Annotated in this window: 22 protein-coding genes and 1 other RNA gene; 15 read left to right on the forward strand and 8 right to left on the reverse strand. The window is 34.8% G+C overall.

Annotation, left to right across the window (positions count from 1 at the left end; all coding sequences use genetic code 11):
* Window positions 1–36: 36 nt before the first annotated feature.
* From rny to ES676_RS10625, 4 genes are all read right to left on the reverse strand, one after another.
* Window positions 37–1,611 (reverse strand): ribonuclease Y, encoded by a 1,575-nt coding sequence (gene rny, locus ES676_RS10610; protein ID WP_148370307.1) that lies wholly within the window; start codon window positions 1,609–1,611, stop codon window positions 37–39.
* 56 nt (window positions 1,612–1,667) lie between these two features.
* Window positions 1,668–1,793, reverse strand: a non-coding RNA gene (gene ssrS, locus ES676_RS10615) — 6S RNA.
* A gap of 55 nt (window positions 1,794–1,848) precedes the next feature.
* Window positions 1,849–2,142 (reverse strand): cell division protein ZapA, encoded by a 294-nt coding sequence (locus tag ES676_RS10620; RefSeq protein ID WP_148370308.1) that lies wholly within the window; start codon window positions 2,140–2,142, stop codon window positions 1,849–1,851.
* An 18-nt stretch (window positions 2,143–2,160) separates the two neighbouring features.
* Window positions 2,161–2,451, reverse strand: a complete 291-nt coding sequence (locus tag ES676_RS10625) for a hypothetical protein (RefSeq protein WP_148370309.1) — start codon at window positions 2,449–2,451, stop codon at window positions 2,161–2,163.
* Between the two features lie 177 nt (window positions 2,452–2,628).
* Here ES676_RS10625 and ES676_RS10630 point away from each other — a divergent pair, with 177 nt between their 5' ends.
* Window positions 2,629–4,314: a M23 family metallopeptidase gene (locus ES676_RS10630; RefSeq protein ID WP_148370310.1), complete on the forward strand. Its 1,686-nt coding sequence runs from the start codon at window positions 2,629–2,631 to the stop codon at window positions 4,312–4,314.
* Window positions 4,315–4,325: 11 nt separating this feature from the next.
* On the forward strand, window positions 4,326–6,788 hold the full coding sequence (locus tag ES676_RS10635; protein ID WP_148370311.1) for a TonB-dependent receptor plug domain-containing protein: 2,463 nt from the start codon (window positions 4,326–4,328) through the stop codon (window positions 6,786–6,788).
* A 93-nt stretch (window positions 6,789–6,881) separates the two neighbouring features.
* Here ES676_RS10635 and ES676_RS10640 read toward each other — a convergent pair whose 3' ends face one another.
* Window positions 6,882–7,727 carry a DUF2911 domain-containing protein gene (locus ES676_RS10640; RefSeq protein ID WP_148370312.1) on the reverse strand — a complete coding sequence of 282 codons (846 nt, stop codon included), beginning with the start codon at window positions 7,725–7,727 and terminating at the stop codon, window positions 6,882–6,884.
* Between the two features lie 208 nt (window positions 7,728–7,935).
* On the opposite strand from ES676_RS10640, the gene ES676_RS10645 reads away from it, so the two are divergent.
* The 3 genes from ES676_RS10645 to ES676_RS10655 are packed head-to-tail and all read left to right on the forward strand — an operon-like array spanning window position 7,936 to window position 10,537.
* A complete protein-coding gene (locus tag ES676_RS10645; protein ID WP_148370313.1) occupies window positions 7,936–8,592 on the forward strand; it encodes a TetR family transcriptional regulator C-terminal domain-containing protein in 657 nt (218 codons plus the stop codon).
* 18 nt (window positions 8,593–8,610) lie between these two features.
* A complete protein-coding gene (locus tag ES676_RS10650; RefSeq protein ID WP_148370314.1) occupies window positions 8,611–9,921 on the forward strand; it encodes an ABC1 kinase family protein in 1,311 nt (436 codons plus the stop codon).
* A gap of 1 nt (window position 9,922) precedes the next feature.
* Window positions 9,923–10,537 (forward strand): flavin reductase family protein, encoded by a 615-nt coding sequence (locus ES676_RS10655; RefSeq protein ID WP_148370315.1) that lies wholly within the window; start codon window positions 9,923–9,925, stop codon window positions 10,535–10,537.
* 37 nt (window positions 10,538–10,574) lie between these two features.
* On the opposite strand, the gene ES676_RS10660 is transcribed toward ES676_RS10655, so the two are convergent.
* Window positions 10,575–10,961, reverse strand: coding sequence for a 6-phosphogluconate dehydrogenase (locus tag ES676_RS10660; RefSeq protein ID WP_148370316.1), 387 nt, complete (start codon window positions 10,959–10,961; stop codon window positions 10,575–10,577).
* Window positions 10,962–11,100: 139 nt separating this feature from the next.
* On the opposite strand from ES676_RS10660, the gene ES676_RS10665 reads away from it, so the two are divergent.
* From ES676_RS10665 to ES676_RS10705, 9 genes are all read left to right on the forward strand, one after another.
* Window positions 11,101–12,525 (forward strand): SDR family oxidoreductase, encoded by a 1,425-nt coding sequence (locus ES676_RS10665; protein WP_148370317.1) that lies wholly within the window; start codon window positions 11,101–11,103, stop codon window positions 12,523–12,525.
* A gap of 156 nt (window positions 12,526–12,681) precedes the next feature.
* Window positions 12,682–13,116, forward strand: a complete 435-nt coding sequence (locus ES676_RS10670) for a hypothetical protein (RefSeq protein WP_148370318.1) — start codon at window positions 12,682–12,684, stop codon at window positions 13,114–13,116.
* Window positions 13,117–13,360: 244 nt separating this feature from the next.
* Window positions 13,361–13,954, forward strand: a complete 594-nt coding sequence (locus ES676_RS10675; protein ID WP_148370319.1) for a GTP cyclohydrolase I — start codon at window positions 13,361–13,363, stop codon at window positions 13,952–13,954.
* An 82-nt stretch (window positions 13,955–14,036) separates the two neighbouring features.
* Window positions 14,037–14,261: a hypothetical protein gene (locus ES676_RS10680; protein ID WP_148370379.1), complete on the forward strand. Its 225-nt coding sequence runs from the start codon at window positions 14,037–14,039 to the stop codon at window positions 14,259–14,261.
* 45 nt (window positions 14,262–14,306) lie between these two features.
* Window positions 14,307–14,990 carry an SDR family NAD(P)-dependent oxidoreductase gene (locus ES676_RS10685; RefSeq protein ID WP_148370320.1) on the forward strand — a complete coding sequence of 228 codons (684 nt, stop codon included), beginning with the start codon at window positions 14,307–14,309 and terminating at the stop codon, window positions 14,988–14,990.
* 6 nt (window positions 14,991–14,996) lie between these two features.
* Window positions 14,997–15,533 carry a glutathione peroxidase gene (locus ES676_RS10690; RefSeq protein WP_148370321.1) on the forward strand — a complete coding sequence of 179 codons (537 nt, stop codon included), beginning with the start codon at window positions 14,997–14,999 and terminating at the stop codon, window positions 15,531–15,533.
* Window positions 15,530–15,991, forward strand: coding sequence for a TspO/MBR family protein (locus ES676_RS10695; protein WP_148370322.1), 462 nt, complete (start codon window positions 15,530–15,532; stop codon window positions 15,989–15,991). The genes ES676_RS10690 and ES676_RS10695 overlap by 4 nt, the downstream gene beginning before the upstream one ends.
* Before the next feature lie 15 nt (window positions 15,992–16,006).
* Window positions 16,007–16,468, forward strand: coding sequence for an SRPBCC family protein (locus ES676_RS10700; RefSeq protein WP_148370323.1), 462 nt, complete (start codon window positions 16,007–16,009; stop codon window positions 16,466–16,468).
* A gap of 62 nt (window positions 16,469–16,530) precedes the next feature.
* Entirely contained in the window at window positions 16,531–17,835 is a 1,305-nt protein-coding gene (locus ES676_RS10705) for a cryptochrome/photolyase family protein (protein ID WP_148370324.1), read from the forward strand.
* Between the two features lie 102 nt (window positions 17,836–17,937).
* Here ES676_RS10705 and ES676_RS10710 read toward each other — a convergent pair whose 3' ends face one another.
* Window positions 17,938–18,591, reverse strand: coding sequence for a TrmH family RNA methyltransferase (locus ES676_RS10710; protein WP_148370325.1), 654 nt, complete (start codon window positions 18,589–18,591; stop codon window positions 17,938–17,940).
* A gap of 65 nt (window positions 18,592–18,656) precedes the next feature.
* Window positions 18,657–19,478 carry a CHRD domain-containing protein gene (locus ES676_RS10715; RefSeq protein WP_148380245.1) on the reverse strand — a complete coding sequence of 274 codons (822 nt, stop codon included), beginning with the start codon at window positions 19,476–19,478 and terminating at the stop codon, window positions 18,657–18,659.
* A 113-nt stretch (window positions 19,479–19,591) separates the two neighbouring features.
* Between ES676_RS10715 and ES676_RS10720 the strand changes: the two genes are divergently transcribed.
* Window positions 19,592–20,275, forward strand: coding sequence for an SIR2 family NAD-dependent protein deacylase (locus ES676_RS10720; protein WP_148370327.1), 684 nt, complete (start codon window positions 19,592–19,594; stop codon window positions 20,273–20,275).
* Window positions 20,276–20,283 lie beyond the last annotated feature (8 nt).

Here is a 20,283-nt window from a genome sequence, read left to right on the forward strand (position 1 = left end):
GAAGTTGGATTTTTTTTTTAATAATGAGTATGTACATTACTTTGCAATATTAACAGCTCTCGTTTCTCTAATCACGGTAACCTTTACCTGCCCAGGATATGTCATATCCGTTTGAATTTTTTGCGAAATACTAAATGATAATTCCGAAGCTCTTAGATCGTTAACCTTTTCACTTTCAACTATTACACGAAGTTCTCTACCCGCTTGAATAGCATATGCTTTTTTAACACCGCCAAATCCAAGGGCTACCTCTTCTAAGTCTTTTAAACGTTGTATATAAGAATCTAATACTTGACGTCTTGCGCCAGGTCTCGCTCCAGATATAGCATCGCAAACCTGTACGATCGGCGATAATAATGAGGTCATTTCTATTTCGTCGTGGTGTGCTCCAATAGCATTACATACTTCTTCTTTTTCACCATACTTTTCTGCCCATTGCTTACCTAAAATAGCGTGTGGTGTTTCCATATCGGCTTCCGCATCTGGCACTTTACCAATATCGTGTAGTAAACCAGCTCGTTTCGCTAATTTTGGATTTAACCCTAATTCGGCCGCCATAACACCACATAGTTTAGCCACTTCACGCGAGTGCTGTAGTAAATTTTGCCCGTAAGATGAACGGTATTTCATACGACCTACCATTTTTATTAATTCAGGATGTAAACCATTAATTCCTAAATCGATAACCGTACGCTTACCTACTTCTATAATTTCTTGTTCTATTTGTTTTTGCGTTTTCTTAACGACTTCTTCAATACGTGCTGGATGTATACGTCCATCGGTGACTAATTTGTGTAACGATAGTCTCGCAATCTCACGACGTACAGAATCGAAGCACGATAAAATAATAGCTTCCGGAGTATCATCAACAATAATTTCGACACCTGTAGCTGCTTCAATAGCACGAATATTACGACCTTCTCGTCCAATAATTCGTCCTTTAACATCATCAGACTCTATATTAAATACAGACACACAATTATCTACGGCCTCTTCTGTACCAATACGTTGAATAGTATTAATAATTATTTTTTTAGCATCTTGCTGAGCGGTTAATTTAGCCTCTTCCATTTTATCTTGAATGTAAGCCATAGCATCGCTTTTAGCTTCATTACGTAAGGAATCGACTAATTGTGCTTTAGCTTCCTCAGCCGTTAAACTAGAAATCACTTCTAATTGCTCAATTTTACTTTTATGTATTTTATTAACCTCGTCTTGTTTCTTTTCTAAAGACTCTAATTTAGAGTTGTACTCTTTTATTTTAAACTCTACATCTGAGTTTATTTTTTTTGTTTTTGAAAGTTCGTTAGATATCTGCGACTCTTTATCTCGTGTTCTTTTCTCTATGTCCGTTATCTTTTTATCTCTAGAAAAGATAACCTTTTCGTGTTCTGTTTTAAGCTCGATGAACTTCTCTTTTGCTTGAAGAATTTTATCCTTTTTAATGCTATCCCCTTTACTTTTAGCATCTCTTAAGATATTTGCGGCCGTTTTTTTCGCGCCTTTAATAAGCTTAGAAGCATTATTACGTTCCAGTATTTTTGCAATAATAAACCCTATTAAGGATCCAACTGCAACACCTGTAACAATTATTAAAATTGTATTATCCATTAGTTATTTAGTGTTAGTATATATAAAAAAAGCCTACACTAATTTCGATTTTGTATAAACTCCTTAAAAACAAGTTTAGGGCTAACAAGCTGATCAAGTATCTGCTCGAGTCCTAAATAAATAGTACTAGCAGCTCGCTTTTACAACTTAAACTCACCCTTTTTAAAGAATTAACGTTGAGTTTATCAAAAAAATAATTAATGTAGGCAGTAACCTAGTTTTATTTGTAAGAACGTTTTAAGAACTTAAATGCGAATCTAATATAGTGTTTAAACCTTCCAGTTTATCCTCTATATGCTCACTTATATGTTCATTATCTAAAGTTTTCTGTTCTACTTGAGATGCAAATTGCAAGGCACACATTGCCAAAACATCTTGTTTATCTCTTACAGAATAACTTTGCTCAAATTGCGATATCATAGCGTCAATTTTTTTAGCTGCAATGCGCAATCCCTCTTCCTGACTCGGTAAAATAGTCAAAGGATACACTCTATTCGCTATCGAAAGCTTTATTTTTAGCTTTTCAGCCATATATTTCGCTATGTTGCATTATTCAGAAAGCTGACCAATACAATGATCTATTTCCCGTATTAATGCATTTATTTTGAGTTTTGTTTCTCTTTTATCATCTTCACTGCCTAATATTGTATTTGCCATTTTGAGTGTCTCATACTCCTCTTGCCAATTTAGCAATTGCTTATTTTGACTTTGAATGGTGCTTTGAGAGCTTTTTAGTGCTTCAGATAATTTTAAATTGTCTTGCTGTAAAGTGTCTAACTTATGCAAGATTTTCCCAATTTTGTCTTCTAAAGCATCTACTATATCTTCAATATTACTCATTCACAAATTTCAATACTTATTATTACAAAGTTAATAAACTAGATATATTTTGCAATTGTTTTTTCATAAATTTTAAAAAAAAATAGTAAAGCCCAAAACTAACTTAGGGCCTCCTATTTTAATTTATGTTTGATAATCGGATTCTAATTTCTATTTTAGCCATAACAATTCCTTTTTATGAGAATATTTTTATTATTTTTCCTATTTACCGCTACTGTTTTTAGTCAAAATCCCTATCCTCAAGATTATTTTAGTTCCCCTTTAGCGATACCTATTATTTTGTCGGGTACATTTGCCGAATTACGTTCTAATCACTTTCATTCTGGATTAGATATTAAAACGAAACAAGTACAAGGACAAAAGGTGTTAGCTATTGCCGACGGATATATTAGTCGGATTAAAATTGCACATTATGGTTACGGAAAAGCACTATATATAACGCATCCCAACGGTTACACATCGGTATACGCCCATTTACAAAATTTTAGTCCTGAGATTGAAGCCTACATAAAAAAATTACAATACGAGCGTGAGTCTTTCGAAATTCAAGTCTTCCCTACCCCCACTGAATTACCTATTATAAATACTCAACTTATCGCCTATTCTGGAAATACAGGAAGTTCGGGGGGGCCTCATTTACATTTCGAAATTAGAGACAACAACGAGCGCCCAATAAATCCCTTACTTTTTGGCATTGATGTGCAAGACAACACAAAACCATTAGTGAGCAATGTGTACGCTTACCCAATAAGTGATGATGCGCACATTAACGGCTCTGTGAAAAAGCAAAAACTGCGTATAATTCCTCAAAAAGATGGTGATTATAAAGTGGAAAACATAACCGCTTTTGGAAAAATAGGATTCGCTGTAGAAACCATTGACAGACAAGATCTGGCTGCCAATAAAAATGGCGTCTACAATATACAATCCTTCTTTAACGGTGCACAGCATTTCGAAATTGATTTTAGACGCTTTTCGTTTGCCGAAACCAATCACATTAATCGTTTGGTAGATTACGAAGTGTATAAAAATGAAAAAGACAAGCTTCAGAAATTATTTATTGAATCTAATAATCCATTAAGTTTATATACTAACAGTATTGACGATGGTTACGTAACCATAGCAGATAGTACCGCTTCTATTTATAAAATTGAAATTAGAGATTTTAAGAACAATATTACCGCGGTGAATTTAGAAATTAAGGGCTTAGACACGGTGCCTACTGATTCTTTAGACCTTAAAATTACACCACATTACATTTTAGCCAACCAAGAGAATATTCTTGAAAAAGATAATATTAAAGTCGAATTCCCTCGTGAATCATTTTACGACAGCTTCTTTATAGATTTTAAAGTTGAAAATGACACGCTTATTCTTCACGAACCCATTATTCCATTAAAAAAATATTTTAGCATTACTTATAATCTAGAGCAATATAAAGCTGAAGATCTTAAGCAATTATACATTGCGAGACTTGTGGGCTGGAATGATTTTCCAAGCTATTCTAACACCATAAAAAAGGGGACCACGTTTACCACGCGCACTAAAAACTTAGGTACTTACGTTATTGCTATAGACGACGATGCACCAACAATTGCACCTATTCGTTTTAAAGATGGTGCTTGGCTAAGTAAGTACCGTTATTTAAAACTAAAAATAAACGATAAAACTACAGGCATTTCTAATTACCGCGCCACCATTAACGACCACTGGGTTTTAATGGAGTACGACTATAAAACCAAACTATTAACCTACGACTTTAACGATGCCGTAAGTAAAGCAACCAAAAATAATTTAAAAGTAATTGTTACAGATAACGTAGGAAATAGTACTACATTTGAAGCTACATTTTACAGAAAATAAAACCCAACATATTGACAACTAAAGCCAACTTACTACAACTGCTCGTTTTTTTATTACCTGTTTTTGCCTTGGCACAAACCGCAACTATAACTGGTATTATTTTAAACTCAGAGGAATCCCCAATAGAAAACGTAAATATAAAAACCTTTATCAATGGGACTAAAACAAACGAAAATGGCTTTTACGAACTCAAAATACCTGCAAATATAGATGTAGATATTGAGTTCACTCATATTTCTCACAAAAAAGTGAAAGCTACTTTAAATTTGAATAACGGTGAAGTTTTAGAGTTTAATCCCATTTTAAACGTCAGCATCGAGCAAATCTCTACGGTTGTAATTAGCGGTAAAAAACGAAAAGATATTGAAGGTATTATCACCATTTCACCAGCTGTAATTAGAAAAATTCCTGGAGCGAATGCCGGTGTCGAGAACTTATTAAAAACCTTACCAGGCGTTAGTGGTAATAATGAATTAAGTACGCAATACTCGGTACGTGGTGGAAATTTCGACGAAAATTTAGTGTACGTTAACGGCATTGAAGTCTACCGCCCGTTTTTGGTGCGAAGTGGTCAGCAAGAAGGCTTAAGCTTTGTAAATAGTGATTTAGTAGAGAACATCGCGTTTTCTGCGGGTGGATTCCAAGCAAAATATGGCGACAAATTATCGTCGGTTTTAGATATTACATACAAAAAACCAACCCAGTTTGGGGTGTCTGCCGATTTAAGTCTACTTGGTGGAAGTCTCGCTTTAGAAACCGCAAGCAAAGACTCGAAATTTACAGGTATTGTTGGTGTGCGTTACCGTGATAATAGTTTACTAGTAAAAGCAAAGGAAACGGAAACCAATTACGACCCGAAATTTGCCGATGTGCAAAGTTATTTCACCTATCAAGTGAATGATAAATTAGAATTGCGCTTTTTAGGAAATGCCTCTTTAAACAAATACAATTACGAACCACAAACGCGACAAACAAATTTTGGAACATTAGCCGATCCGTTAGCTTTATTAGTGTATTATGAAGGCCAAGAGCACGATTCGTACCAAACCTTATTTGGAGCGCTTCAAGGAAGCTATGACGTTAATGAGCATCTTAATTTAAACTTGGTCGCTTCTACCTATCATACCACCGAAGAAGAGCATTTTGATATTTTAGCACAATACCGATTAGGGCAGGTCAATACTAATATTGGCGATGAAGATTTAGGTGAAGTGGAATTTTCTGAAGGTATTGGCGGACAATTAAACCACGGAAGAAACGATTTGGATGCCTTAATCACCACTTTAGAACACAAAGGAACATATACCAAAAACGACAACGATTTTAAATGGTCTATTAAATATACCAATGAAGATATTAGAGACCGGTTAATTGAATGGGAAGTAATTGACTCGGCAGGTTTTTCTATAAATCCACCAACTGTCGATGCGTTTAATGACCAACCCTATACGCCTTACGAAGGGCCTTTAGCGGCTTTTCAGAATGTAAATGCTAGAAATAGCACACAAATTAACCGGTTACAATCTTATGTGCAATGGAGTAAAAAATCTAGTATCGGTGAACACGATGTATGGTACAATGCTGGTGTGAGATCGCATAGTTGGACGGTAAAAGGCGACGACATTACTTCGCAATCGCAAACCGTATTTAGTCCACGAGCGCAATTTGCATTACAACCGAATTGGAGTGCTGATATGTTATTTAGAATCAGCGGCGGATTTTATTACCAACCGCCATTTTATAAAGAGTTACGTAATGCCAATGGCGTGGTGCAACCTAACGTTAAAGCACAACAATCTATTCATTTAGTAGTAGGAAACGATTATAGCTTTAATATATGGGAGCGTCCCTTTAAACTTACAAGTGAGGTGTATTACAAAAAACTGTCGGATGTAAATCCATATTCAGTTGAAAACGTTCGCATCAGGTATCGCGCTAACAATTCCGCGGAAGCGTATGCCTACGGATTGGACTTACGCTTAAACGGAGAATTCGTTCCCGGAACAGAAAGTTGGTTTAGTTTTGGGTTTTTAAAAACCGAAGAAAACATAGATAATCGCGGTTATATTGCCCGTCCAACAGACCAACGCTTAAAATTTGCTGCTTTATTTCAAGATTACGTGCCCAATTTACCAAACTTTAAAATGTATTTAAACGTAGTTTACAATACCGGTTTGCCGGGAGGTTCACCCAGTTACGCCGATCCGTACCAATACCAAAGCCGATTACCAGATTACAAACGTGCAGATATTGGGTTTCAGTTTGTAGTAGTCGATGCCAAGAAGCAGTTTACTAGCGGATGGAAAAAACCTTTTAAAGAATTGTCTTTAGGTTTCGAAATTTTTAACGTGTTCGACAATCAGAACTCCATAACCAATACGTGGGTAAGAGATGTTTATAGTAAGCGCCAATACGCGATTCCAAACTACTTAACGCCACGTGTATTTAACGTGAAAACGTCAATGCGTTTTTAAACTTCATTATCACGTTTCAATCACTACATCTCATAAAAAAAGCGAACCTTTAAAAGTTCGCTTTTTTAGTATAATTCTATTTAATAATGTAGCTTATAAAGCGCCCCACTCTTTTAAAGAATCTTCATTCATTTTAACGTAATCCATATTCCCTGCTTCTTTAGATTTTGCTAAAGACATTTTTGCTGTTTTAATCGCGTTTTTCTTATCGCCAACAGCTGCATAGATTAAAGATTGTTTTCTTAGTTGATAAAACTGAGGATCTTTCATCATAGAAATAGCTTTCTGCATCCACTCATTAGCTTTTTTAGCGTCTTTACCTTCTTCTAGGTAATACGTTGCAGCCGAATAGTAATCGCTAGCCGATGGCCCGTTTAACGCCTTATCTATAGATGTAGATACTGTTTTATCAGTATATACAGTAAAAGGAAGACCTACGTAAATATCTGACCACATAATACCTAATAGCGCCGAGCTACTGGTTAAATCATCGAAACCCATTGTAAATGTTTCTATCTGCATTGGCAATTTGTAAGCTTCAGCTTTTACGGTCGCTACTACTTTAGAAACGTCCCATTTTTCTGGAAGTCCCCAATTTTGGGTAGTAGAATACAAATAAATCTCCCAAGAATCTACATTAGGCTTTGTATAAATTGCGTAAGAACCCGCTTTAACATCGCTACCACCAACCATCACATCTTCACTAAATGTAATTTTAGAATTTATATTCGCTCCTGTTCTCCATACTTTTCCATAAGGTACTAAGTTCCCAAAAACCTCACGATCTCTCATTCCAGGTCTTGAATATTCTAAAGTTACATCGGTTAATCCTACCTTCTGCTCTACTTTAGAAAATGGACTAGGTTGTGGTATTTCAATCTGCGCCTTCATTGCGAAAGAGGCAGAGAAAACAACAGCTAGTAAAAGTAATTTTTTCATAATAGTGTTTTTTATTAAGGTTATTAACCTGTAAATTTAAGCATTAAGAACCTTTAGTCCGTTAACAAAATCTTAAATAAAAGGCGGTGTATAATATCAATGGGAAAGTTTACTCTATTATAGAAAACTTAATTTAACATTTTATTCTGTTTAACATTAATTAGAAATAGTTAAACATTTTGTATCTTTATACTTTAAAACAATAACAATGGCAAAAAAGAAAAATACTACAGAGCAAGACCTTATAGCATTTTATATGGACTACGTTTTAGAACATAGCGAGCAGCCTAAGTCTGTTTATGCTTTTTCTAAAATGAACAATTTTGAAGAATCTAAGTTTTATGAACACTTTAGCACATTCGAAACTTTAGAGAAAGGCGTGTTTAAAGCATTTTTGACTAATACTCTTTTGGTGTTGGAAGCAAATGAAGATTACCAGAAATTTGATCCTCGAGATAAACTACTCAGTTTCTACTTCACTTTTTTCGAAAACTTAACAGCCAATAGAAGTTATGTAGTTTATGCCTTAAAACAGCACAAAGGCAGTTTAAAATCTTTAACCGTTCTCACCGATTTAAAAGCAGGGTTCTGTAATTATATAGAGCATTTAGATATTGAAACGTTAGATATTAAAGAAGATCGACTAGAGAAATTACAACAGCGCTCTTTACGAGAAACAGCTTGGCTTCAGTTACTATTAACTATGAAGTTTTGGCTTGATGACACCTCTGCTTCTTTTATGAAAACAGATATCTTTATTGAAAAAGCGGTTAATACAAGCTTCGATCTATTAGATATAAAACCTTTAAAAAGTCTTATAGACTTTGGTAAATTTATATATAAGGAAAAATTTAGTAGCCACTAATTTAACATCTCACAACTATTGAAAACTATAGACAAAATACCGACTTCGAAAATACAAAGAGCTTCAAAATTAGTATCTACAGGTGCTAAAGTCGGCGTTAATTATTTAAAATATTACGGCGATAAGCTAACAAAAACAGAAATAGAAGCTAAAGAACGTTTAAATAAAAATAATGCGGAAGATATTTACGACAGCTTAAAACAACTTAAGGGAAGTGCTTTAAAAGTCGCACAAATGTTAAGTATGGAAAAAAGCTTATTACCGCAAGCTTATGTCGAAAAATTCTCGCTAGCACAGTTTTCTGTCCCCCCTTTGTCGGCACCACTGGTTGCAAAAACGTTTAAGCAATACTTCGGGAAAACGCCTAGTGATATGTTCGACACTTTTAACTTAGAATCGGTAAATGCTGCGAGTATTGGTCAGGTGCATTTAGCCGAAAAAGATGGCAAGAGATTGGCTGTTAAAATTCAGTACCCAGGCGTTGCTGATAGTATTTCAACGGATTTAGCTTTGGTAAAGCCAATCGCTATGAAAATGTTTAATATTAAAGGAAAAGACTCTGACAAATATTTTAAAGAGGTCGAAAACAAATTAATTGAGGAAACAAATTACATCTTAGAATTGCAGCAAAGTATGGCAGTTGTTAAAGCGTGCAAGCACATCCCTAATTTAAAATTCCCTAATTATTACGAAGCCCTTTCTTCGGAACGTATCATTACAATGGACTGGATGGATGGCGAACATTTATCTGAGTTTACTAAAAGAAATACCGATCAAGAAACAGCAAATAAATTAGGTCAGGCGTTATGGGATTTTTATATGTACCAAATGCACGTGCTAAGAAAAGTACACGCAGATCCGCATCCAGGAAATTTTATGGTTTCTAAAGACCACGATTTAATTGCCATAGATTTTGGATGTATGAAAGAGGTTCCGGACGATTTTTATGTACCCTACTTTGAGTTAGCGAAAAAAGAAAACATTGACGATCCAGAAGTATTTAAGGAAAAAATGTACACGTTAGAGATTTTACGTCCTGAAGATACTAAAGTGGAATTAGACTTTTTTACAGACTTATTTTATGGTATGCTAAGTTTGTTTACAAAACCATTTCACGACGAAACTTTCGACTTCTCAGATCCCTCATTTTTTAAGTCTATTGCAGATTTTGGAGAACGTTTTAGTAAAAGTACAGAATTGAGAAAAATGAACGGAAACCGTGGTTCGAAACATTTTATTTATATTAATAGAACCTTTTTCGGACTCTATAATTTAATGTTCGATTTAAAAGCTCAAAATATTAAAATTAACAATTATAAGACCTTGTAATATGGCTTACTTTAGTAATAAAGACATAAACAACTTACACCATCTTTATAAAATAAACCTGATTAATAGTTGTTCTGGTTTTAAATCTGCTAACTTAATAGGAACAAAATCTGAAACGGGCGTCGAAAATGTAGCCGTTTTCAGTTCGGTGACGCACATAGGGTCTCACCCCCCGTTATTAGGGTTTTTCTGTCGACCAACCACTGCTACACGAGACACTTACAATAACATTAAAGCCACAGGTTTTTATACAATTAATCATATCACTGAAGACAATTTTGAAGCCGCGCACCATACCTCGGCAAAATACGACGAGGATATTTCAGAATTTGACAAAACAGAACTCACTTCTGAATATAAAAGTAAGTGCTTTGCTCCTTTTGTAAAATACGCTCCAGTACAGTTAGAAATGAAGTTTGTTGAAGAATATCATATTAAAGCAAATAATACTATTTTAGTTCTTGGAGAAATACAAAGTTTGTATTTAAATGACGACTTATTAGAAAATGACGGCTTCATTAATCTTGCGAAAGCCAAAATCGCGGCTATAAATGGCTTGGACGCCTACACGATTCCAGTATTAGAAAAACGATTACACTATCAACGACCAAAATAAGTGCTTAATCGAGCGCTCACGCTATAGTTTTATCAATTTATTTAGGAACAGTAGCCCTAAGTGTTGGAGAATGTGGTGATTTTTCCAATGCAACAGACGTTATAAAGTGATTAGTATCACCTAACCAAAAGAAAGAGCCGTAGCGTTCAAGATAGGATACCTTAACATATTTACCTTGAAATTCTTGTAAATCTTTAATAACATCTATCTTGTCTTGTTCAACAGAAAACGAAAATATTTGCGCACCAGAAATTCCTTGGCTAATTTCTCCTTCCCACGTTTTTATGATCAGTCCTCGATTACTAAATTTAATTAATTCACCCGAGCGTGTCCCCTCGCTAAAAGGAACATAGTATATAAAAGTGTAATACCCAGCCGTAATTAAAATTAGTGCTAAAACAATTAGTGCTAAGATCTTTTTCATTTCTATAATTTTTAGTGTTAAATATACTAAGATTGTATCAGTTTGTTGAAATTAAAGCATAAATTATGTTTCTTTTATGTAAAAGGTCTAGTGGTGTTTTTAATAATAATAGTTATGAATCCTAAAAATAAAACATAAAATGAGAATATTAGTTACAGGAGCTTCAGGATACATAGGCAAACGCATAATACCCTTATTATTAGAGAGAGGTCACTCCGTTGTTTGTGCAGTTCGTGGTAAATTACGAACCGAAAAACAGTATACAGGTGAAGCCAATGTGCATATTGTAGAAGCCGATTTTTTAGATGCAGACTCACTAAATAACATCCCCAAAGATATAGATGCCGCTTACTATTTAATTCATTCAATGTCCAATTCGGTGAGCCAATTTCAGAAAATGGAAGAAGATTGCGCCATCAATTTTAAACGCTATATAGAGACAACCAATGTAAAACAAGTTATTTACTTAAGCGGAATTACAAATGACACCAAATTATCTAAGCATTTAATTTCGAGACAAAATGTTGAAAAAACACTGCAATCTAAGGTGTACGCTTTAACGGTTTTTAAAGCCGGAATTATTGTGGGATCAGGCAGTTCTTCTTTCGAAATTATTAGGGATCTAGTCGAGAAACTTCCGGTAATGATTGCTCCAAAGTGGCTAAACACTAAAACACAACCTATTGCCATTCGCGATATTTTAAGTTTTCTAACTAGAGGTTTAGGCAAGGAAGAATTATACAATACCTCTCACGATATTTTTGGTCCAGAAGTGCTAACCTATAAACAAATGCTTTTACGTTTTGCCGCAGTAAGAAAATTTAAACGCTACATTATAACCGTTCCTATAATGACGCCAAAGCTATCTAGTTATTGGTTGTATTTCGTAACGTCGACCTCATACAAACTAGCGCAAACACTAGTAAATAGTATGGGAGTAGAAATTATTGGAAAATCTAGTGACATCAATCAACTCTTGGATGTTAACCCAATGTCATACGATAAAGCTGTCAAATTAGCCTTCGAAAAGATTGAGCAAAACAGTATCGCTTCAAGTTGGAAAGATTCCTTTGTAAGCAGCCGATCAAAAAAGAGAGTGTCAGCTAAATACATCAATGTACCTGAATACGGCTGCTTTAAAGATATTAAACAACGTAACGTGAAAAATGAAGCACGAACTTTAGAAAAAATATGGGCGATTGGAGGAGAAAACGGGTGGTACTACGGTACTGTTTTATGGAAATTTAGAGGCGCCATAGATAAGCTTGTCGGCGGTATTGGATTGCGCAGAGGACGTACCAATCAAACGACAATAAATACAGGCGATGCTTTAGATTTTTGGCGTGTACTTTTAGCTGATAAAGAAGAAGGGCGCCTCCTACTTTTTGCCGAAATGAAACTTCCAGGGGAAGCGTGGCTAGAGTTTAAAGTTGAAAAAGGTGTTATTTATCAACGTGCCGTTTTTAGACCGCGTGGGATTGCAGGACGATTATATTGGTATAGCGTTTTTCCATTTCACGGTTTAATCTTCAACGGAATGATTAATAAATTAGCCGATGCCTAACGCAACTAATAACACCATTTTATTACTCTAGAAACGTTTTCAAAACAAGCATCTATAGTTTATGACAGTAAAATAGTAACGCTATAAAAATTCTGTTTAACTATTTAGGTTAAACCTTAAACATTTCGTAAATTTGATGTAATTAATAACATAACTATGCTATTCAACACAACGTATAAAAATAAAGACAACTTAAAAACTATCGATAAAATGGTCGGTAATTCTTATGGTTTTTTAGAACGTATTAAATTGAAAGGTACCGGTTCTAAACGGATGATTATTGAAGAAGTTAGTCCGAATTTACGCCCTATTATTAACAGAGTTTCAGATATAAATTATGCAAGTATAGAGCTGCGTTCTAAAGGTATTTTAATTTACATAACCAAAGGACTTTCAAATTTCACCTGGGTAATTCCTTTTTATCAGCTTGTAATTTACAAAACGAACGGAACAAGCATTCATGCTCAGGGAAAATATATTCATTTTAAAAATAATATCACATTTAAAGAAAACAAAAGATTTTTTGATAAACTATTGTCTGAAAAATTAAAATTCGACGAACAGTATAAATTTCAACATATTGATCCGTGACTAATTTACTATAGGAGATTGCGACCAAACAAGTAATTTAACTAAAAAAAAAACACTGTCCTTTAAGCCGAGGCTTTGCAGGTTATCACGACTATAACCTAAAAGAATGAAACTAAATAATAGTGCTTAAAAAAAAGTTAATGTGCTAGGTCTAGCTGAAAAGCTTTAAAACAGTAAATAGTTTGAATTTCAACTTATACAAAACTAATTTTCAATAAATCCATTTCAAAACGATAAAATTGCTATGAAAAACAGTAATATTGAAATCTTACGGCTACCGGCAACGGCTCGTTTACGAGGGACACCTATTAATACTATGCTATTTTTATTTAGTACTGCTCGTTCTTTTGAGTTAAATACTAATAAAAACGTAAGAACAATCCGTTTATGTGCTGATAAAATAGCTGTTTTGGGACTTAATTTTTTAAATAATTTCTGGATAAAAATTACAAATTATGATGTTGAAAGATTAGTTTGTAAAATATTTTTCGGATTAAAGCTTCAAAATATGGTAAAAATTGCTTTATTTGAAAATAAATATCTAAATAACCAAATACGCCTAGAAAATAGCAGTGCGTTCTATTCTAATTGTGACCAACTTTTTGTTCCCACCTTAGAAAAAGCAGACGTGTCATACAACTCTTCTGGCAAGGTTATTGGGTTATTTGGAGCAAACCGTTTTGTAGAACATTATAAAATAATACTAAAAACACAAGAACGGTTAACAAATAAAATAGCAAATAAATTACACACAATTCTAAGCACAGAAGACGTTGCCGTAATTATTGATGCCAAACATTTATATGGTTCATCTCAAGGTATTAGAGATGGCACCTAGGCAACAGTAACTTCTTTTTTAGAGGTCAATTTAGGTCAGCCTCCAAAATTGCTGAATTGCAGAATTACTTAAAAGACTAATGATGGATACTCTAAAAAAAGCACTCGAATTTGAACAACAAGGCACCTCGTTTAAAAGTACCAATGAGCGAATAGTTGCGTCACGTGAAGCTAAAGAACTTATTCTTAGCTTAAACGAAATTTACAAAGAAAATAAGGACCCTGAGCTAATGGACGTTATGAAGCGTCTTACAGTGATAAAACAAAAAATTGAAAAACGACTTAAAGGTCGACCAAAGAGTAGCTAGACGAGGTTAACAGCTTCTGCTCTACTCTATCTAAACCATATAATTATGAAAAAAATATTAGTAGTAGGCGGAAGTAAAGGTATTGGTAACGCCATTGTTCAACATTTAGTAAGTCACCATACTGTTTACAATTTTAGCCGTACAGCACCAAGTTTTGGTCACAATAATTTACACCATTTTCAGGGAGACATTTTAACCGATGACCTCCCTGATTTAGAAGCTTTAGATTCTATTATTTACTGCCCAGGCAGTATTAATCTAAAGCCTATCTCCCGATTATCTCTAGACGAATTCCGAGAGGATTTCGAAATTAACGTTATTGGTGCTGTTAAAACTATTCAGCACTATCTCCCACTATTAAAAAAGGGAAATAAACCTTCTATCTTATTATTTAGTACGGTAGCCACCACTTTAGGAATGCCCTTCCACGCTAGTGTTGCAGCTTCAAAATCTGGAGTTGAGGGTTTAATGAAATCTCTAGGCGCAGAATTAGCACCAACAATTCGTGTTAATGCCATTGCTCCCACAGTTACCGATACCGATTTGGCTTCTAAACTACTGCGCAACGAAAAAATGATAGAAAACATTACGGATCGCCACCCCCTTAAAAAGTTTCTAAACCCTGAAGAAGTAGCCAATATGGCAGCTTTTTTAATTTCTGAAAAGGCTGCTGCCATTTCAGGACAAGTTTTAAAAATGGATTGTGGTATTGTCAGTTTTAAAATATAATCACTTATGAATCCTTTTAAAGCGTTTTTCGCAACACTTTTTACGCAATCGGGCTCTAATATTAAAGCTGAAAAATCCTCCATCTATGATATTTCAATGCGTAGCCTAACGGGTAAACCCATTGATTTTACAAACTATAAAGGAAAACACATTCTATTTGTTAATGTAGCGTCAAAATGCGGATTTACACCTCAGTATAAAGATTTAGAAACTTTGAGTAACACCTATAAAGATGCATTGGTTGTTATTGGGGTACCTTGCAATCAGTTTGGCAATCAAGAACCTGGAAATTCTGAAGACATCGAAACGTTTTGCGAAGTCAATTACGGCGTTACCTTTTTAATCACAGAAAAAGTTGCTGTGAAAGGAAAAAATCAACATCCATTGTATAAATGGCTAACGCAAGAGAGCAGAAACGGCAATAAAAGCTCTTCAGTAAAATGGAATTTCCAAAAGTATTTAGTAGATCCTAAAGGTGAGTTGTTAGACTACTACTACTCTACAACGAGCCCATTGAGTAAAAAAATAACAAAAAAATTATGAAACGTTTAAAACTATTTTTCATCTTTTTAATCATTAATTTTTCAGCTTTAGGAATCGGAAGCTGGTTAATGGATAATGGACCGCGGTCCCAATGGTACTTAGGTTTAAACAAAGCGCCTTGGACGCCGCCGGGCTGGGTTTTCGGTGCGGCCTGGAGTACAATTATGGTGTGCTTTTCAATCTACCTCAGTTATATATTTTATCGTAACAATTCTAAAAAAGTACAAGTTATATTCGGACTCCAAGTAATTTTAAACGTCATTTGGAATTTTATATTTTTTAATCAACATCTCGTATTGATGGGATTAATAACTATAACAGCGTTAACCGTTGTTATTTTTTACTTCTTTTTTAAGTATAAGACAGCACCCAGAGCTATAACTTACCTCCTATTGCCCTATATGATATGGCTAGTTATCGCAACGTCATTGAATGCTTATGTTTTAGTCAATAATTAATTTCAGAATTCAAATATGAAAATCTACACTTTCCATAAAAAGCAAAAGTTACCGATTACAAAAGAACAAGCTTGGGACTTTTTGTCAAGTCCGAAGAATTTAAAAACCATAACTCCCGATTATATGGGATTCAATATCTTATCTGGAGCCGACCGCCCAATGTTTGCTGGACAAATTATACAATATATAGTAACGCCAGTTATGGGAATAAAAACGAAATGGGTTACCGAAATTACACACGTAAAAGACGGAGAGTATTTTGTAGATGAGCAACGTTATGGCCCCTACGCTTTATGGCATCATAAACACTTTATCAATGTAATTGATGGAGGTGTTGAAATGGAAGATATTATAGATTATAAAGTACCGTTTGGTTTTTTAGGGCAGCTAGCGCATCCTTTTTTAGTTAAACCAAAACTTGAAGAAATTTTTGAATACAGAACAGAGAAGCTAGAAGCGCTTTTCGGAAAATATTAACAATTTATAATGATCTTAGTTATTACTAAAACTAGTCCTTATTCGTCAAAATAATGCTAACAATGAAGCCGCCTATAAATATTTTTTGGTTCCGTCGCGATTTACGATTAGATGATAATGTGGGATTTTATGAAGCCTTAAACGGGGATAATCCAGTAGTACCCATCTTTATTTTTGATACTGAAATAATAGACCCCCTACCAGAAGACGATGCTAGAATTACGTTTATTTTCGACACATTACAAGCAATGCGTAAAACTTTGCAGAACCACCATAATAGTAGTGTAGCTATTTTTAAAGGAACTCCAGAACGTGTTTTTAAAGCGCTGATAGAAACTTACACTATCGGTACCGTGTTTACCAATCATGATTACGAACCTTATGCTAAAGAACGCGATATTGCTATAGAGTCGTTACTAAAAAGTAATGACATTGATTTTAAAACGTACAAAGATCACGTTATTTTCGAGAAGGATGACGTTACAAAAAGCGATGGTAAACCGTATTTGGTATACACACCTTATATGAAGCGTTGGAAAGAGGCGTTTAAAACACACGATTTAACTATTTATTATACAAATGAGTATCTAGATAATCTTATAAAAAACGCACGCTTACCAAATCTAAGCTTATCGGATATTGGATTTAAAAAATCTCAGCAAATTATTGCACCCTATACTATTACTCCAACGCTAATTGAGGCGTATGAAAGCACTCGTAATTTCCCTGGCCTAGATGCTACATCACGATTAGGACCGCATTTACGCTTTGGCACAGCTAGCATTCGTAAAATATTAAAAAAAGCAATAGCCGAAAACAACGATACCTTTTGGAAAGAATTGATTTGGAGAGAATTTTTTATTCAGATATTATGGCATTTTCCTAAAACAACTACAAACGCATTTAAGCCTAAATACGATAGAATTGACTGGCTAAATAACGAAGCCGAATTTAAAAAATGGTGCGATGGAGAAACGGGATACCCACTTGTAGATGCAGGAATGCGAGAACTTAACACCACTGGATTTATGCATAACCGCGTGCGCATGTTAGTTGGTAGTTTTTTGTGTAAACATTTACTTATCGATTGGCGTTGGGGAGAAGCCTATTTTGCCGAAAAACTGCACGATTACGAACTCGCCAGCAACGTTGGCAACTGGCAATGGGCAGCCGGTACTGGCGTCGATGCTGCTCCATATTTTAGGATTTTCAATCCGACGACACAAATTGAAAAATTTGACAAAGACCATAAATACCTTAAAAAATGGGTGCCAAATTATCAAGAGTTTAACTACCCAAAACCAATGGTCGACCATAAAGAAGCACGAGAACGTTGCTTAAAAACGTATAAAACCGCTTTAAATTAATGGAAATAAATTCTATAAAAATCCTATAAAAAGAGTAGTAGATTTTATTACAATTTACTGCTTTTACATTTCTCTACTAGGATATAACATAGACTTTCAATTCTATTTATTATAAAATCGAGCTATAATCTCTTCGTGACTTTTAATGGTTTTCGTACACCAATCTAATCGTTTTTGTAGTTTTTCATCGTCAGTAAGACCCCACTCTACAGTGGTCTTTTTCAACTTTGTGGTAACGTGTTGTAAAATAATTGCAGCTGATACCGAAATATTTAAACTTTCAGTAAATCCAGACATCGGAATTTTTAAAAACACATCGGCTTCATCTAAAACCTCTTGCGACAACCCTTCGGTTTCTCTTCCGAAGAAAAAACAAGATTTTTTTGTCACATCAAAATCGTGAAGTTCACAATCGTCGGTATGCGGTGTCGTTGCCACAATTTGGTATCCTTTACTTTTTACATCGGCAATACAGTCTTTAATAGAATGGTAGCGATTTAAATCTACCCATTTCTGTGCTCCCATCGCGATTTCTCTATCAATACGCTTAGAGTTTATTTCCTCAACTATATTCACTTCTTGAATACCAAACACATCGCAACTTCTAATTACGGCGCTGGTGTTATGTAATTGATAAACATCTTCGGTGGCGACTGTGAAATGTTTCGTCCGCTTGTTGATAACGTAGTTAAAACGCTCCAACCGGTGGGGGGTTAAATAACTTTCTAAATGTTGTAATAATGCTCTATCAATCATAAAATAAAAATAAATAAACTGATGGTATGGCGGCATCAGGTTTTAACGTCGTTAAAAATAAGTGTTTAATTATTGGCACCTATATTGCCTTGCACCACTATTACATTTAATTGGCTGTCGCTTAAATGCACATTAATATATCCGTTTACCGTAAGCACATCATCATATAAAAATGGCGCGCCGTCGTTTAAAGCAGAAACGTTGGTTTTACTAATGCCAGTCGTTCCGTTTACAGTATTAAAGGTAAAAATAATTGGCCCAGTCGTAGCAGCATCATTACTATGAATATGAGCCGGATGAATCCCTCCGGACGGCGTTCCGTTTAATGAAATAACCGCTAAAGCTTCACCATTTAAGCGCTTTGTAAAAGTAATATTACCCGAAGCACCCAAAACATCTTTCTCAAGTAAATCGTAAGTAATACTAGTTGTTGTTAAATCGTTTTGCCCAATATCACCCTGAACTAATAGACCATCAGATTCAAAATTACTAAATTGTACATTCACGTAGCCATCAAAATCTATGAGGTCCTCATAAGTGTAAGCGCTGGTTGTTGTACTACTTATTCCTGTTTCGTTATTAATAGCTTCTAACTCTAAAGCAACCGCACCTGTTTCGGCTGCAGTATTAAGTCGTAATTGTGCAGGGTGGTCGGCAGCATTTAAATCTCCCGAAAGTTCGATATATAATGTGGTTGTATTATTAGAATTTTTAATGACAGTAATAAACCCTTGAATAGCTAAATCTGATGCCGCACCTAAATCGTAGGTTGTACTTGCCAATTGTGTCACAATATCTTCAGGAATTGGTGCATCATCATCGTTTCCACAGGCAACAAATAATAAAAGGGGGCACATAAAGAGTAGGTTTAATAGCGATTTTCTCATAGTCTTTTTATATTTTTTCAGAGTACTAAATTAAACAATGTTTTTGTATTGTTCAATTCCTTTTAAACAGAATAAAAATTAATATATCTTTAAACATTATTAAATAAATTAATATGAAACACATCGTCGTATTGACTGGCGCTGGTATTAGTGCCGAAAGCGGACTTAAAACGTTTAGAGATGCTAATGGATTATGGGAAGGCCAAGATGTGATGGCCGTCGCATCGCCTGAAGGTTTTGAAGCAAACCCTGCTTTAGTTTTAGAGTTCTACAATCAGCGCCGAAGACAATTATTGGAGGTACAACCGAACGTAGCACATTTTGATTTGTCTGAATTAGAAGCCGATTACAAAGTGACCATTATTACTCAAAATGTAGATGATTTACACGAACGTGCCGGAAGCACAAATGTGATTCATTTACACGGTGAATTACTAAAAGCACGATCCATCAATAATGAAAACGACATAGTATCGTGGACAACCGATTTAAATAGCGGTGATTATAATGACGCGGGCGAACAACTCCGACCGCATATCGTCTGGTTTGGAGAAGCAGTCCCAATGATCGATACCGCAATGACCATTTGTAATTCGGCAACAAATTTAATAATAGTAGGAACCTCGATGCAAGTCTATCCTGCGGCAAGTTTAAGGCATTACATCCCCGACGGTACACCCGTTTATTTTATAGATCCTAATCCGAATATTCAAAACTCTAAGCACCTCACCGTAATTGCTAAAGCAGCGACTCTAGGTGTAAAAGAGGCTATTGAAATGATTAAAACAATGCCATAACAGTCAAC

Source organism: Bizionia saleffrena (assembly GCF_008086175.1).
GTDB classification, from domain to species: Bacteria; Bacteroidota; Bacteroidia; order Flavobacteriales; family Flavobacteriaceae; genus Bizionia; species Bizionia saleffrena.